The sequence below is a fragment of the Shewanella sp. K8 genome (assembly GCF_028823715.1).
GTDB classification, from domain to species: Bacteria; Pseudomonadota; Gammaproteobacteria; order Enterobacterales; family Shewanellaceae; genus Shewanella; species Shewanella algae.
Genome location: NZ_JAPEHY010000043.1, coordinates 17,954 through 33,730 on the forward strand (window position 1 = coordinate 17,954; position 15,777 = coordinate 33,730).

Here is a 15,777-nt window from a genome sequence, read left to right on the forward strand (position 1 = left end):
CTGGTCATTAGCAAAACTTATAATCGAACAAGGATTAACCCAAGGAGTTTTTATGCTGGACTACAGTCACCTCAAAGCCCTGTCTGTGGTGGTCGCTGAAGGCGGTTTTGAGCGAGCAGCCAAACGGCTGCATGTGACCCAATCGGCGGTATCACAGCGGATAAAGCAGCTTGAGGAAAGAGTGGGGCAGGCACTGCTCGTCAGGAGTAATCCCGTAGTGCCGACACCAACAGGGAAGCGGCTCTTGCGCCACTATGCCCAGGTCGAACTGCTGGAGACTGAGCTCAGAGCCGAAATGGACGCCGACGATCCGGCCATGCCCACTGTGGTGAGAATCGCGGTGAATGCCGACAGTCTGGCAACCTGGTTTCTACCGTCCATCAGCGCCATATTCGCCCGCCGTGGTTGGTTGTTGGAATTGATAGTGGATGATGAATCTTACACTCATCACCTGTTGAAAAACGGTGAGGCTGTCGGCTGCGTGACCACCTTGGGTCAAGCGATGAACGGCTGCTCCAGCGAGTTTCTCGGGGTGATGGAGTATGCCTGTGTGGCCACGCCTGAGTTTGCCGAACGTTTTTTCGACGGCTTGCCGGATACCGACTCGCTGGCCTCGGCGCCGGCAGTGATATTCTCCACCCGCGACAAGCTGCATGAAAAATACTTGAAGCGCTACTTCGAAATGCTGCCGGGACAATGGTGGCAACACACAGTGCCGTCATCGGAAGGCTTTTTGGAAGCGATTCTACAGGGATTGGGTTATGGCCTGGTGGGCCATTTGCAGGCCGAGCCGCTGTTGGCATCCGGGCGCTTGATAGAGTTGACACCCATGATGCGGATGCGGGTACCGCTTTACTGGCAACACTGGAACCTTAAGGCCAAGCAGACCACTCTGGTATTCAGGGCATTGGCGGCGAGCGCCAGAAACCACTTGTTGCCCGAATGAATAGCGGTTGAAAAAACACAGGCGACCATAGGCCGCCTGTGTCAGTGAACTTGAAATTTACCGCCTTATTCGGCTTGCGCCTCTAAAGCGGCTTTGGCCGCATCTGCTTCGGCGTTGGGCCAGGCGTTCAGTACAGCCTTGACCAGAGAAGCCAGCGGGATCGCGAAAAACACGCCCCAAACACCCCAAAGGCCACCGAAGACCAACACTGCGGCTATGATGATCACCGGGTGCAAGTCCACCGCATCGGAGAACAACAAAGGCACCAGCAGGTTGCCATCCAGCGCCTGAATGATGCCGTAACCCAGCATCAGATAACCGAACTCGGGGCTGACGCCCCACTGGAAGAAGGCAACCAGCGCAATCGGTAAGGTCACCAGGGTGGCACCGACATAAGGAATAAGCACTGAAAGCCCGGTCAACACCCCAAGCAGCGCCGCATAACGCAGATCCATCAGGGCGAAGAATACGTAACTCACTACCCCGACAATCACAATTTCAATCACCTTACCGCGAATGTAGTTGAAGATCTGCTGATTCATCTCGAACCAAACCTTACGGGCCAGGTCACGATTGCTGGGGAAGAAACGCTTGCTGCCGCGGATCAGTTCATCTTTATCCTTGAGGAAGAAGAACACCAGCAGTGGCACCAGGATGGCGTAAACCATCAGCACCAGCAAGGATGCCGAATAGCCGAGAAGCTGCTTGGCGATATCCAAAAGATGCTGGGTGTCGAGCAATTTTTTGAGCTCGGACACCATGGTATCGAGCTGATCTGTGGAGATAAACTGCGGATACTGCTGCGCCTGCTCCTGCAGCAGGATTATCCCCTTGTCCAGCATAGTGGGAAGGTCAGTCAGCAGCGCAGCACCCTGGCGCCAGATACTGGGGATCAGACCGAATGACAACAAGATCATCAAGCCGATAAAGAGGATCAGCACCAAAGAGGCGGCCGCGGTGCGGCTTATCCCTACCCTTGCCATCTGTGCCACCGGCCACTCCAGCAGAAAAGCCAATACCAGAGCGACCAGCAGCGGCATCAATAAGCCACCGGCGAAATAGATGGTCAAGGCAATACCAAGCAGAATAAACAGCAGTGTCAGAGCCTGAGGATCACTGAAGCGGGCCTGGTACCAACGACTCAAATAGCTAAACATCCGGGATTCCTGTGGTGATGATGGCTGCGCCATCTTGATTATCGCTTCTTCAAGAAGCTGTGTAGTTACGTCCTGCGCTTCTATTCTGCAACGGACACCTGTAAGCGCAATACGGCCGGCTCGTCGGACTCAATCCGACAATCATAGCCCTGTTTTTTGGCAAAGCGGGGAACATCCTGCCGCGATCCCGGGTCTGAAAGCAAGAGACACAGAGTTTCACCGGGCCGCAAACGTTTCATCGCCATCTTGGCCTTGACCAGGGCTTCGGGACAACGACTCTGAGTTAAATCAATTAAAACCATGATGAGCTTGCTAAACATAAACCTCGGCTATTATCCTAAGTTGCAACTCAAACCACAAGCCAGGCAGTTATGCATTAGTGGCATACAGGAAATCTAATCAGCTTGAGTACATTGACTTTTTCCAAGTTCCGACATTCCATTCTGGCCGGTGCCACTGCTGTTTTAATTGCCACCGCCAGCCAAAGTTTCGCCAATAACGACTTGCCGGATCTCGGTACCGCCGCCGTCAACACCTTCAGTCTCGAAAAAGAGATGGTCTATGGTGACGCCTATATGCGGGTTATTCGTTCCCAGGCGCCTGTGTTATCCGATCCTGTGTTGAGCCAATATGCCACCGAACTGGGTAACAAATTGGTGGCCCATGCCACCGGGGTTAAGACCCCTTTCTATTTTTTCCTGTTGCGAAACGATGAAATCAACGCCTTTGCCTTTTTCGGCGGCCATGTGGCAATCCATACAGGCCTGTTTCTCAACGCCGACAATGAAAGTGAATTGGCCTCGGTACTGGCGCACGAAATTACCCACGTAACCCAGAGGCACCTGGCGCGCTCACTCGAAGCCCAGGAGAAAGCCAGCCCGGCCACCATTGCCGGGCTGCTCGGCGCCATCTTGCTGACCATAGCAGCGCCTCAAGCCGGGATGGCGGCGCTGGCCACCACCCAGGCACTCTCGACTCAGTCCAAGATCAACTATACCCGCTTGCATGAAAAAGAGGCCGACAGGATAGGCATGCAAATTCTGGTGGAATCCGGTTTCGATCCCAACGCCTCGGCCAACTTCTTCGGCAAACTGGCGGCCCGTTACCGTTTTACCTCCAAACCGCCGCAAATGCTGCTGACTCACCCCCTGCCCGAGTCGCGGATCACCGATGCCCGTAACCGCGCGGCTCAGTATCCCCACAGATATGTGGCAGACAACCTTAACTTCCACTTGGCCAAGGCCAGGATCCAGGTGCGCTTTTCCAGCTACAGCGACGATGCTGCACTGTCGCTGTTTGAAACCCAGTTAGCCAAGCACAACTATGCCTTTAAAGATGCGGCCCTCTATGGCAAGGCATTGGCACTGTTTCGCCTCAAGGACTTCAAACAATCCGAGCAGCTCATAGATCAATTGCTGGAAAAAGATCAGGACAACCTCTTCTATCTCGATACTAAAACCGATCTGCTGGTGGAGCGTAAGGATTATCAGGGCGCGATAACGATGTTGGAAGCCCAAAGACGCCTTAAACCCACCTCCCAAGTGATCAACGCCAACCTGGCCAGTGTTTATCTCGAAAGTAAACAGCCGCAGCGAGCAATCCCTATTCTTGAGGACATGGCGTTTCTGGATAAACAAAACCCCTTGCCCTATCAGTTGCTGACCGAAGCCTACAAGCAAACCGGTAACAAGGCGCTGGAACACTTCTCCAATGCCGAGTCCATGGCACTCAGGGCCGACTATAAAGGGGCTATAGATCAGCTCAATTTTGCTTATAAAGCCGCCGACGGCCAGCCTCTGCAGATTGCCAGAATCGAGGCCAAGATACGCCAGTTCCGTGTCGCCGACCGAGCGCTGGACGAATTGAAGAAATAATCGGCTTACACTTTGATTATGCTGGCTTTCACTGGCCCGTTAATCGGGCCACTTTCCCCTGACGTAACCGCAGATTTTTGCTATCATCGTCGCACTTTTCAGCCAAGGTAAAGAGAAAACCCATGACCCAGGTCACTATTTTCCATAATCCTCGCTGCTCCAAGAGCCGCGAAACACTGGCACTGCTGGAGTCCAAAGGCGTCGAGATCCAGATTGTCGAGTATCTGAAGCAGGTACCGGATGCTGCCACCCTCAGTGAACTGCTGGCTAAACTGGGCATCAGCGCCCGTGAATTGATGCGCACCAAGGAAGAGGAATACAAGGCTCAGGGGCTGAATAACCCGGAATTGACCGAAGCTCAATTGATTGCCGCCATGATTGCCACCCCCAAGCTGATAGAGCGCCCAATCGTCCTGGCCAACGGTAAAGCCGTCATCGGCCGCCCACCGGAAAACGTGTTGGCGATCCTGTAAATGAGCAGTCATGCGTTATTACAGATCTCACGCACGGGCTATCTGCTACTGACGGCCTTGTTGGCCTATGCCTTTATCGGTAAAGGACTCGACGGCGAATACTCGCTGCTGTTCACCAGTCTTTGGCTGGTGCCCTTGCTGCTGCCGTTGCCTGGGATCCTTAAAGGTAATCCTTATACCTTTGCCTGGGCCAGCTTTATTCTCTGTCTCTATTTTTTGCACGGCTTGACCTTGCTTTACATAGCCAAGGGCAATGAATGGTGGTTTGCGCTGATTGAGAGTCTGTTGATCTCATGCTTACTTATCAGCATGCCCTTCTACGCTCGCAAGCGCGGCCGCGAATTGGGTCTGGGACTCAAGAAACGCGCCAAAGACAAAGAGTAAACCCGGATAATAGATAGGGGCCGACGATAATGGCCCCTTTTTAGTACTCTGTTCAGCTCTTGCTCTGACTCCCTCGCATACTGGCATAATTTGCAACAAATTTTCCCATCTTAAGGACTATTGGTCACCCTGCTGGCCCGTGCTATAGTGCCCAAGCAACACAACCATTTTTATATAAAACAACAACAAATAATAACAAGCAGTCAACCAAGTGGAGTCGTGCCATGAAGATACTGCCTTACCTCCCCTTCACCTGTTCTCTATTGCTCACCGCCTGTGGCGGTGGTGGCAACGATGATGGCAGCGACCTTATCCCTCCTGTCGTTACCCCACCTCCGGCCTTGTCGCGTTGTGAACAACAAAGTGAATTCGACAACCAAACCACAGCCTCTGGTCTGGTTTTTAAGCTGCAAAGCCGCTATTTAGCCGGCCAGCAAAGCAGCGTTCTGGCCACTCTGGGAACGCTCAACAGCCGTAATATGCAGTTCCAGTGGCAACAGTTGTCCGGGCCCAGTGTCGATATGGACATGAATGACAGCCCTGTGCTGGCCTTTGTGCCGCCGCAAAGCGGTGATTACCGCTTTCAGTTGAATGTCAGCGGCAGTGATCTCAGCCTGCAGGAAACGGTAACCCTGACAGTGATGGACGGAAGTGGCCTTAATATCCGCCAGGATCACCAAGTGGTAGAGGGCAACAATGTCAGCGTACGACTGGATAGAGTCGATGGCACAGTGGCAAACAACATCAGTTGGTGTATTGCCGCCGGACCTGAGCTCAACCTGGATCTGACCAACCCTGAACGCCCCTTGTTTGTTGCGCCCGAGGTCAATCAGGACACAGGGGTGATCTTAAGAGCCAGCGCCAGTGTCAATGGCGAGACCTTAAGCGATGAAGTCAGCATACTGATAACAGATGAAGCACAAATCACCTCAGAGTACTTTGATGCGCCCATCGCCCGCACCCATGCCTACAAACGCAACTCGCCTTATGCCGAAGTGTTAAAGCGCTGCACTTATTCCAATCAGTTGAGCGCTTGCCAGCTCAGTACCCTGCCCTTGATAGGCCAAGGCGCCGGCGGCATCAGTGATAAAGAAGCGATAATGAACCGGGTACTGGTATCCCACGACTGGATGGGACGTAATTTTGAAGCCTTCCTCGATCAAATGGACACTCATGGTGACTTTGCCACCTTGCTGCAGTCTGTCACCGCAGTGGTGATAAGTTACGATGTCCGCCCCTCCTTCTACTGGGTGGTCACAGGTGCTATCTATCTGGATCCGGAAGATCTTTGGTTGACGGCAACTGAGCGCGACAGTATCAATGAAGCGCCGGATTACCGTGCCGGTTTCGGTAATGAGCTGCAGTTCCTGATCCCCTGGCGTTATGTCAAAGACAACGATTATGCTTCTGTCTATCGTGATCGCAGCCAGCGCAGCAACCGCCCTATCAGCGAGTTGACAACCGATCTCTCCTCGCTGCTTTATCACGAGTTGGCCCATGCCAATGACTTTTTCCCGCGCAGTGTTCACCAAAGCCTTGAGGGGCCGACTTTGCTGGATGACTATTACCGACGCACGGCGCAAAAAGCCTTGATATCGGATCAGCTCAGCAGCGCCTATCCGCTGGGCAGCACAGAGATGAGCGCCCTGGCCGGCGTGAGCTTTATGGGTCAAACAGCCACCGCCACCCAAAAGGCATATACGCCCGGGGATGTCAGTGGCTTCTTCTCCGCAGACAGAGCCAATGACTTTTACAACTACAGCACCCCCAGGGAAGATGCCGCCATGCTGTTTGAAGAAGCCATGATGAGCTATCGTCTTGGCGTGCAGCGTGATGTGGCGATTACAGACAAACCCGAAACAGTGACCGCAAACAGCATCAGTGTCGACTGGGGCCAACGGGGACGTATCGGCGCCTCGGCCCTCAGAAACCGTACAGGCTTGGTGCTGAGCGAAATGATGCCTGAGCTCAATGCTCAGCTGCTTCTGGATAGTTTGCCGGCGCCGCTGCAGATGCAACCAGGCCTGAGCTGGGCGGCCAACCTCGGCATATCACCCACACTTATGGCGCCAAAGAGCAATGTCCAGCGTCAGCAAGGGCGTGAACAGACCCAAGTGCCGCTGCGTTTAAGTGGCGATCGCCACAAAACTCCCGTAGGGGTGAACAGACCCTGACACGCTTTTCGGTTTATTCGAGCATCAAAAAAGCGCAGCTTCAGCTGCGCTTTTTAAATGCATTTAAAATAACTAGGCTTGGACTCGACAGTCAGAGGCGCAACATCTCTTTGATAAAAGGAATGGTCAACTTACGCTGATGCACCATGGAGGCCTTGTCCAACCTGTCCAACACATCGAACAAGGTGCGCAGATCCCGGGCCAAACGATTGAGCAGAAAACGGCCCACATCTTCCGGTAATTGCAAGCCACGCATGGCGGCGCGGCGCTGCAATGCCACCAACTTTTCCTCATCGGCCATGGGTTGCAGCTGATAATTGAGCCCCCACTGCATCCTTGAGACCAGATCCGGCAAGGCAAAACCGGCATCTATGGGAGCCGCACTGCCGCTGACCACCAAAGCACAATGTTTCTGCTCGGCGACTCGGTTGTAGAGATCGAATATCGCTTCTTCCCACAAAGGGTGGCCGGCAATGGCATCGACATCATCAATACAGACAAGATCGAGCTGCTCCAAGCCTTCAAGCAAAGCGGTGGAGATACTGGCATGAATACCCAGGGGAATATAGAAGCTGCTGCGTCCCAACTCATTGGCATGAGCGCAGGCGGCGTGCATCAAGTGGGTTCGTCCCGACTTAACCGGTCCCCATAGGTAGACGGCTCCCTGGCTGCGGCCTTCGGCACAGGCCCTCAAGGTCTGGATCAGTTCATCGTTTCCTGCCGCAGGATAATAACTGTTAAAAGTCTCATCGTCCGGCAAGTGAACGGGCAGTGAAAGTTGCAAGGGTGAGTTTTGTGTCACTCAGGATCGTTCCAAATCGCAGTAAATCAAGTAATGCGGGCGCCAAGTCTAGCATGACTGGCACCGCTGTTAAAACCTCAACGGCTGTGCCATTGGTATGGGCCTATGGGCTGGTTCACATTATCGCTGAATTCTGTGGTCTTGGATGGCTGTGGCAATGTATTCATGTCGTCATTGCCCTGCCCGCCAGCCACATCCTGAAAACCAGTCTCGGCCGAAGATAAACGTGGTTCCAGACGCAGCAGGTTTTTCAAGTCCTCTTCCGAGCCAAAAAGCTGCACGCTGAAAGTGGCACTGTCACCCTGCAGAGTACTGAGACTGGCTTCACGCACCGCACTGAGTTGGTTGAGAAACGCCTCAATTTCAACCAACTGTTTCATTTGGTTGATGCCGGTAAAACGCACTTTGCTCAACAGGCCATCGCCGGAATCGGCAATCGCGTACCGGGAAACGAAGTAATCAGACAGTGACAGCATCATCTCGGCCACGGCTTCGTCCTTACTGGCGGCCCGCCCCTGACGGCTGAGCAGAGGTTGGCCAAAAGACTGACTGACATCTGTCTTGGGATAAAGCACCAGTTGATAGCTGAATTCACTGCCGCTGGCTTCCAGTGTACCCATGGCAAAGAAGTCCGCCTGGTAACGCCCTGAAGCGGTAGCGACGGTATCTGCAAACAAACCGCGCACATCATTGACATTGATGCGCATCAGATCGTCCAGATCCATCAAAGGAAACATCAAAGGCACACCACGCTCCATCGAAGCATTGGCAAACGCCTTGCGCTCTTCGGCACTCGAATCATCACTGAGGATAACCCTCTCATTATTGATATCCGTGCTGAGCCAAAACAGGGTCAGGGGACGTTGTTTGCCCCAGACCGGCAAGCCGGCTTCGCGCAGCATGCTGATTATCTTGCGGTGATCGAAATTCGCCTTCAGCTTTAACCCCTCTTCGGTATCCAGATAGCCAAACTGACTGACCATGGCATCGGCATTGGCGAGCTTGGCCTGGATTGCCGGGCTTTCGAGGGCGCTACGGGAGCCGGAGTTTTTCAAAATAACATCTTCCAATGCCTTCTTGAGCCCCTTGCTCTTCTCGGCACTGGTTCGGGATTCCACGGCTACAGTGGCTTCATCCAAACGTTTGACCTCAACAGCCTGGGCCAGAGTTGTGGCACAGAACAGGGAGAGAAAAACGACTGGCTTTATAAATGAATTCAGCATCTTTGCGACGGTAAAAAATGGTCGGAATGGCAAAAGTGTATCATATATGCCTCACTTGGCGAGCCGATGGAGATGAAAAACCTCCCGCTTCGTTCATCTTAGGTTCAGCAGTAGAATTTGTGAAAAATTTGATCTAAAACGGCAAATAGTCCCCCACGATTTACAGTGAACTGGTAATATTGGCCGGTTTAACCTAAATACGGATAAAAAAATGAAATACCTTGCTCGTCCTCTGCAAGGCGCACAGATGTTATTTGTCGCTTTCGGAGCCCTGGTGCTAATGCCGCTGCTCACCGGCCTAGATACCAGCGTAGCCCTGTTCACCGCCGGATTCGGCACCCTGCTGTTCCAGTTGATCACCAAACGTCAAATCCCTGTTTTCCTTGCTTCCTCCTTTGCTTTTATTCCACCTGTCATGTACGGCGTGCAAACCTGGGGCGTCCCCGCGACCATGGGGGGCCTGATGGCTGCAGGATGCGTCTATCTGGTACTGGCCTCGGTGGTTAAACTGCGTGGCAGCGGCGTAATCATGAGACTCTTGCCCCCTGTGGTAGTGGGACCTGTGATCATCATCATAGGTTTAGGTCTGGCACCGGTTGCCGTGAATATGGCGCTCGGCAAGAGTGGTGACGGCAGTCAGGTACTGGTTGCTCAGGATACCGCCCTTATTGTTTCTCTGGCATCACTACTGACCACCATAGCAGTGGCCATCTTTGCCAAGGGACTGTTGAGGTTGATGCCGATCCTGGCCGGTATCATAGTAGGTTACGGCCTGAGTCTGTATTACGGCATAGTGGATTTCAATGTGGTACATGAGGCCGCGTGGCTGGCCATGCCCAACTTCGTTGCCCCCGAGTTCAACTGGCATGCCATTGCCTTTATGATCCCGGTTGCCATAGCTCCTGCCGTGGAACACATAGGAGACATTTTGGCTATCTCCAATGTTACCGGTAAAGATTATTTGAAAAAGCCCGGTTTGCATCGCACTCTTGCCGGTGACGGGGTCGCCACCATAGCGGCCACCGCTTTTGGCGGCCCGCCAAACACCACTTATTCTGAAGTGACGGGCGCTGTGACCCTGACCCGCAACTTCGACCCCAGAATTATGACCTGGACTGCCATTACCGCCATTTTGCTGGCCTTTGTTGGTAAACTGGGCGCCCTGATGCAGACGATTCCAGTACCTGTGATGGGCGGTATCATGTGTTTGCTGTTCGGCTCTATTGCCGCTGTGGGCCTCAACTCATTGATCAAGCATCAGGTGGATCTCAGCGAGCCCCGCAACCTCTCCATCGTTGGGGTAACATTGGTATTCGGTATCGGCGGCATGGCTTTCGGTATAGGTTCATTCAGCCTGACCGGTATCAGCCTTTGCGGTATTGTGGCCATAGTGATGAACCTGCTGCTGCCAAGCAGCAAGCCCCAAGTAGCCAAGACAGGTGACTCCCTCGCGGACTGAGCCTTATCTCATTTTGCGTAAACTTGAGTATCAAAGTACAAAGCGCCCAAAAGGGCGCTTTTTCATATTTTAAGCCACCCAAAAGGCCTTAACGACTCTTTGGCTGCTATAACGTCAGGCTCATGGGTATATCCACCATTCCCTCTCGCTCACGAACGCCATCTATACGTTTAAAACCGAATTTCAGGTAAACATTCTCGGCAGTGACGGCTGAATTAACCGTAAATTTGCCTTCATTGCCCTTGTCCAGGCATGCCTTTCTGGCCACATCCCAAAGTCGCCGTGCCAGCCCCTGACCTGCAGCATCTTCGCGAACAAACAGATGATACAGATGGCGATTTTCCCTCATGCCGACTACCCCCAGGAGCTCACCTGAATCATTGACAGCCAGATGATAATGGTAATCTCCGTTTAAATAGCCGCTGACACTGGCAGGCGACATGGAATCAAGCAGCATTGCATGAACCTGAACACCACAGGAGGGCAATACAAACTTGCGGGTTTGGGGAATAATCAGATCACTGATAGCCTGGGCATCGGCAGAATTAGCGATTCGGATACTGGTACTGCTAGTATTGGTAGCCAATTGATAACATCCTGTTTTTCGTTCTAAATAGTTAGGGTTAATACTTTATGCATGGAACGCATCTATCTCAAGGTTGTTTGCCGTCAACCAGGGAAAAGTTCACTCATACATGACAGATACCATCGGGTTATTGTAAAAATACGCAGAATAACAAGGGGCTGAGGTTAAGCTTTATAGGCTTTTATTTCAGGCAAGGACTTTTAGCTTTGCTCAAGGCAGGCTTCAGGCCGGTGCCATATCGGCTTCTTTAGCTGCGGGCTTGACCGCCGTTTGCTCCAGCGGCAACAGCAATATCATCGACGTTCCTATGCCATTGACTCCCGAAGATACCCGCACACTTCCTCCCAACACTTCAGTGGTCAGATGGTGCACTATATGCAGGCCGAGCCCGGTACCACCGCTACCTCGCTTGGTGGTATAAAAAGGGTCAAACACCCTTTGACTATCCTGCTCCTTAATCCCTATGCCGTTATCCATCACGCAGATCTCCACCTTGTTTTGCAGCTTGCGGGCACAGATATGCACTTCGCCCCGGTCGGGTTCTTCAAAGGCATGGATCAGCGCATTGTGTACCAGGTTCTGGATCACCTGCCCCAGGGGGCCGGGATAACTGTGCATATGAATATCGCTGGGAATATCCGTGGTCAACTTATGATGGCTGTGTTTCCACTGGCCGTGATTCAGTGCCAGGATATCCGCTATCAACTCGTGGAGCCAGAAGGCTTGCCTGTCGGCATTGGCCCTGTCAGATGCTACCTGACGGAACTGTTGAATAAGCAGGGCTGAACGTTTGAGATTGCGCTCGGCCAGGGTTAAACCTTCCGCTTGGTATTCAATAAACTCCTCCAACTGCGAGCGTTTAATATTGCCACTGTGATACCCACGCTTGAGTTCGTCCACCCTTTCATTCAGCGCAGTGACACACAACATGGCGGCACCAATAGGCGTATTGAGTTCATGAGCCACTCCGGCCACCATCAAGCCCAGAGACGATAGTTTCTCGGTGCGAACCAGTTCCTGCTGTGATGCCCTCAGTTGAGCCAATGTCAGTGCCAATGCCGCGTTGCTCTGTTGCAACTCATGAGCCTTATCCCCCAGACGCAGATTGGATCGCGCCAAAAATGCCCCCAGTAAAGTCATGCACAGAAGCACCACGGCACCGACACCTGTATAGAGCTGCCTGAGCCTGGCTTGAATGAGCAAAGGCTGCTCATCATGGGACAAGGTGTAAAGCATGGGCACTTGGCTGCTATTGTTTAAGCTCGGGCCCACCCGAGAGAAGGTCCACATACCGGTTTCATCGATAAACTGCCCCTGGCTGGTCTGCTGAATGCGCTGCCAGACCTTGGGGTGGACGACCGCCAGACGCTGCTCGGGATCGCCGAACATAAAGCCCCATTCCCTGTGGCCATAAGTTGAAAGCAGCCAATAGCCTTCGGCATTCAGCAGCATGGTCTTGCCGGACTGGCGTAAACGCTCGAGTAAACCACTGCCATCCAGATTTACCAATGCCAGTCCAAGCTCGCTGGCATTGGTATCCATCACTTTGGTGGCGGCGCGTAAGGTGGGACGATAGGGTTTCTCTATCTCACCGCCTTCGATATTGAGATCAAAAGGAGAGTAATAAACCGCCCCCGGAGCCAGTCGGTTGGCTTCAATTACGTAATAGCGTGATGATTTATCCTGCAATGCGTCGTTGGCAACGACCCGCCTTTGATTATCTGTATGATCAACCCTGACCCGCTCAACTCCTGAGATGCCTATCCAGCGAACTTGCATATAGCTGGGATAGGCCTTGCTGAAATCAACAAACAGGCGTTGTAACAAGCTCAGCTGTTCACTCTCGTCAAGCTTTGGGTCGGCCAATACCGATGCCGTCATCTGCGATAGCAGGCTGACATCCTGATGTACCTTGGTCAACTGCGCATCGAGTACCAGAGCGTCTCTGTCTACCAGCTCCCGCTGGGCATAACGCACCTGATCTATCTGCCATTGGGATGCATAGTGATACATAAGCCAGCTTCCCAGCGGTACCAGCAGCCACCAAGGCAAGAGATAACTGACCCAGGTCAACCACTTATTGCGTTTCCGACTCTTGGATGAGGCTTCCCCTGAAATCAGTGGTGTCATCACGGCCTGTTCGGGCAACTCTATCGACATAAGTGGGGTCCCATTCAGCGTTTACTGAGCCACAACAACAGCTCATCCAGTGGCATGGCCTTACCATACAGCCACCCTTGAGCGATATGGCAGCCATTATCCCTGAGCCAGTTGGCCTGGCTGCGAGTCTCAACCCCCTCGGCAACCACAGAAATATTCAATCGGCGTCCCAACTCAATGATCATCGACGCCAGAAAACGGCTGCGCTCATCTTCATCCAGCCTGGCGACAAAGGTCATATCTATCTTCAAGTGATCGGCCGGCAACTGCAGCAGGTATTCGAGTGACGAAAGCCCGGTACCGAAATCGTCTATCGCAACTGTGCCGCCCCAGGCACGGTGACGCTGGAGAATTTTCGCAACTTGCTGGAACGATTGCATCATGGCGGTTTCGGTGACTTCCAAACACAGACGGCTAGGCTCAACACCTGCAAGACGGCATTGTTGTTTGAGCCTGTCGAGTACATCCGGTTTATCCAGTTGGCGAGCCGAATAATTAAGACTGACCAAAATATCGGTAAAACCGGCCTGATCCAGCGCATGTACCGCCTGACAGGATAACGCAACCACTATGTCGCCTATGCCGTGAATGTAAGACGACTGCTCAGCCAACGGGATAAAGGTGCCCGGAGGTACCATGCCGTCTTCGGTCTGCCAGCGCAGCAAGGCCTCCACGCCGACAACCTCACCACTCTTGAGATCTATCTGTGGCTGGAAGTGCAGTACAAACTCCTGGCGTTGAATGGCGGTATGCAGCCGTTGCATCAACTTGAATCTGTGTGCCGCCTGATGCTCAAATTCGGGATCAAACGCCTGTATGCTGCCAGGCCCTCGGGATTTGGCATTTCTGAGCCCGGTACCTGCGGTGCGCAGCAGTTCGGCGGGATCCTGGCCACTGATGGCCAGAGAGACTTCTGTCATACAGGCGGTGAGAACATGACGGCTGTTATCGATTTCAAACGGCGCACTGAACACCCGCTGCGCCCTGTCGATATTGACCTGCTCCTTATGGCCAATGACGGCGAACAGATCTGAATGCAGTCGTCCAATAACAGTCGGCTGCGGAAAAACCTCCTGTAACCTTTGGGCTACCGCCTGCAGCACCTGATTGCCAAACACTGAGCCAAACAGATTATTGAGGCCGGAGAAATGATCCAAATCCAATAACAGCAGATTGTGCGCACTTGCGCTGGACATGGCCTGCAACCTGGAGAGTTCCCGCAGCAAGGCACTGCGATTGGGGATGCCGAGCAGTTCATCCTGGTAGGCAATCTTGTCGAGCCGGCTTATCAGGGCAACGTTGCCAAAGCCCTTGGAAACATTGGCGGCAAACACCTTTAGCAGCTCCATTTCGGTGTCGTCCAAGGTGCGATCTGTGGCCACATAGATGGCAAATTCGGCCAATGCTGCCGATTTCGGGAAAAACAGCACCTGGCTCTCATCGGTACTGACAAAACGTTTTTCCCTGAGCGCCTGTTCCACCATGGACTGAATAGTGGGATCCGGCAACTCCCTGAGGGCACGATTGGCATACTGCCGGAAACGACCACTGCAGGCTATAGTCATGGGCTCAAAGATCTCCTGCCCCGAGCCATCTGCGCTATGACGCCCCCGATTGACACAAACCAGCCCCTCATCCGGCACATCAATAAGATTGGCGATTTCACTTAAGGTAACCGAGGCTATCTGTGCCAGCGTTCGCAGCCCAAGCAAACGGTTGCTGGACTCGACAATGAGTTGCAAACCACGGCGGGCAGAGGAAATGGTCTTGAGCTGGTGATAATTACGCACAGCACCCGTAAGTATGTTGCGAATGCCGCGGCTGGCGAGATCGGACTTAAGCACATAATCAGACAAATCATAGTCTTGCATCACAGACTCGGCCGGTGCCATTCCCGGCTGGCCGGTTAAAAGCACAAAGCGGGTATCGGATATCCCCAGCAGATCCCGCACCGCCTTGACTAACCTGAGACCGGCATCTTCGGTTTCCATTACCACATCGACCAGGACTACGGCAAAGTCGGCGTCTTTACCAAGCAAACTGGACGCCTCGGCCATGCTGTAGGCTTGTATGAGTTCGAGAGGCTGCCCCATCAGGGTCATTTTATTGATGGCAAAACTCAGCGAGTTCTGGAATTTGACATCATCATCCACCGCCAGAATACGCCACTTATTGTCGCGTTGATGGAGCTCTTCCGGCGATGTTTCAGACGAAAACAGAAAATCATCGATCATAGTCACTAATCCCTCAGTCACTTTGCCCGCGTTATTACTTGGACAAAACCTGCAGGCGCTCTATGCCCTGCCCGGTACTCAGCACTATTTGCCTCGGCCAACTTCCTGAACCTATGCTCCTGAACCTCAGTTCAGATGAAATCAGCATGGTTACCGCAATCGCTGCGGCAGCACAATTCGGCATCAAGTACTTTTCAATACAGTACGCTATGTCTGATTTAAAGTGTAATCCACTTTTGGCTTAGGGAAAGTGCAAACAAGTCCCATGTGTGCTCTGCGTCGGCTTACAGGCCTGGATGCAAGGC

Annotated in this window: 13 protein-coding genes; 6 read left to right on the top strand and 7 right to left on the bottom strand. The window is 53.0% G+C overall.

Annotation, left to right across the window (positions count from 1 at the left end; genetic code table 11):
- Positions 1–52: 52 nt before the first annotated feature.
- Positions 53–946, top strand: a complete 894-nt coding sequence (locus ON072_RS18730) for a LysR family transcriptional regulator ArgP (protein WP_107110381.1) — start codon at positions 53–55, stop codon at positions 944–946.
- A 65-nt stretch (positions 947–1,011) separates the two neighbouring features.
- Here the strand turns inward: ON072_RS18730 and ON072_RS18735 are convergent, their stop codons facing one another.
- On the bottom strand, positions 1,012–2,103 hold the full coding sequence (locus ON072_RS18735) for an AI-2E family transporter (protein ID WP_028779227.1): 1,092 nt from the start codon (positions 2,101–2,103) through the stop codon (positions 1,012–1,014).
- 80 nt (positions 2,104–2,183) lie between these two features.
- Entirely contained in the window at positions 2,184–2,405 is a 222-nt protein-coding gene (locus ON072_RS18740) for a sulfurtransferase TusA family protein (protein WP_025009707.1), read from the bottom strand.
- A 102-nt stretch (positions 2,406–2,507) separates the two neighbouring features.
- On the opposite strand from ON072_RS18740, the gene bepA reads away from it, so the two are divergent.
- The 4 genes from bepA to ON072_RS18760 all read left to right on the top strand — a co-directional run bounded on the left by bepA (position 2,508) and on the right by ON072_RS18760 (position 7,008).
- Entirely contained in the window at positions 2,508–3,977 is a 1,470-nt protein-coding gene (gene bepA / locus ON072_RS18745; protein ID WP_051472599.1) for a beta-barrel assembly-enhancing protease, read from the top strand.
- A 122-nt stretch (positions 3,978–4,099) separates the two neighbouring features.
- Positions 4,100–4,450: an arsenate reductase (glutaredoxin) gene (gene arsC / locus ON072_RS18750; protein WP_261753294.1), complete on the top strand. Its 351-nt coding sequence runs from the start codon at positions 4,100–4,102 to the stop codon at positions 4,448–4,450.
- Positions 4,451–4,834 (top strand): DUF2069 domain-containing protein, encoded by a 384-nt coding sequence (locus ON072_RS18755; protein ID WP_144164126.1) that lies wholly within the window; start codon positions 4,451–4,453, stop codon positions 4,832–4,834.
- Between the two features lie 224 nt (positions 4,835–5,058).
- Positions 5,059–7,008: a PKD domain-containing protein gene (locus ON072_RS18760; protein WP_261753295.1), complete on the top strand. Its 1,950-nt coding sequence runs from the start codon at positions 5,059–5,061 to the stop codon at positions 7,006–7,008.
- Between the two features lie 91 nt (positions 7,009–7,099).
- Here ON072_RS18760 and hda read toward each other — a convergent pair whose 3' ends face one another.
- Complete coding sequence (gene hda, locus ON072_RS18765; protein ID WP_025009703.1) at positions 7,100–7,810, bottom strand: DnaA inactivator Hda; 711 nt, start codon at positions 7,808–7,810, stop codon at positions 7,100–7,102.
- A 77-nt stretch (positions 7,811–7,887) separates the two neighbouring features.
- On the bottom strand, positions 7,888–9,033 hold the full coding sequence (locus ON072_RS18770; RefSeq protein WP_052658040.1) for a DUF2066 domain-containing protein: 1,146 nt from the start codon (positions 9,031–9,033) through the stop codon (positions 7,888–7,890).
- A gap of 211 nt (positions 9,034–9,244) precedes the next feature.
- Here ON072_RS18770 and ON072_RS18775 point away from each other — a divergent pair, with 211 nt between their 5' ends.
- Positions 9,245–10,492 (top strand): uracil-xanthine permease family protein, encoded by a 1,248-nt coding sequence (locus ON072_RS18775; RefSeq protein ID WP_261753296.1) that lies wholly within the window; start codon positions 9,245–9,247, stop codon positions 10,490–10,492.
- Positions 10,493–10,598: 106 nt separating this feature from the next.
- Here the strand turns inward: ON072_RS18775 and ON072_RS18780 are convergent, their stop codons facing one another.
- From ON072_RS18780 to ON072_RS18790, 3 genes are all read right to left on the bottom strand, one after another.
- A complete protein-coding gene (locus ON072_RS18780) occupies positions 10,599–11,078 on the bottom strand; it encodes a GNAT family N-acetyltransferase (RefSeq protein WP_243882696.1) in 480 nt (159 codons plus the stop codon).
- Between the two features lie 222 nt (positions 11,079–11,300).
- Positions 11,301–13,238 (bottom strand): sensor histidine kinase, encoded by a 1,938-nt coding sequence (locus ON072_RS18785; protein WP_261753297.1) that lies wholly within the window; start codon positions 13,236–13,238, stop codon positions 11,301–11,303.
- 14 nt (positions 13,239–13,252) lie between these two features.
- Positions 13,253–15,472 carry a GGDEF/EAL domain-containing response regulator gene (locus ON072_RS18790; RefSeq protein WP_274626145.1) on the bottom strand — a complete coding sequence of 740 codons (2,220 nt, stop codon included), beginning with the start codon at positions 15,470–15,472 and terminating at the stop codon, positions 13,253–13,255.
- Positions 15,473–15,777 lie beyond the last annotated feature (305 nt).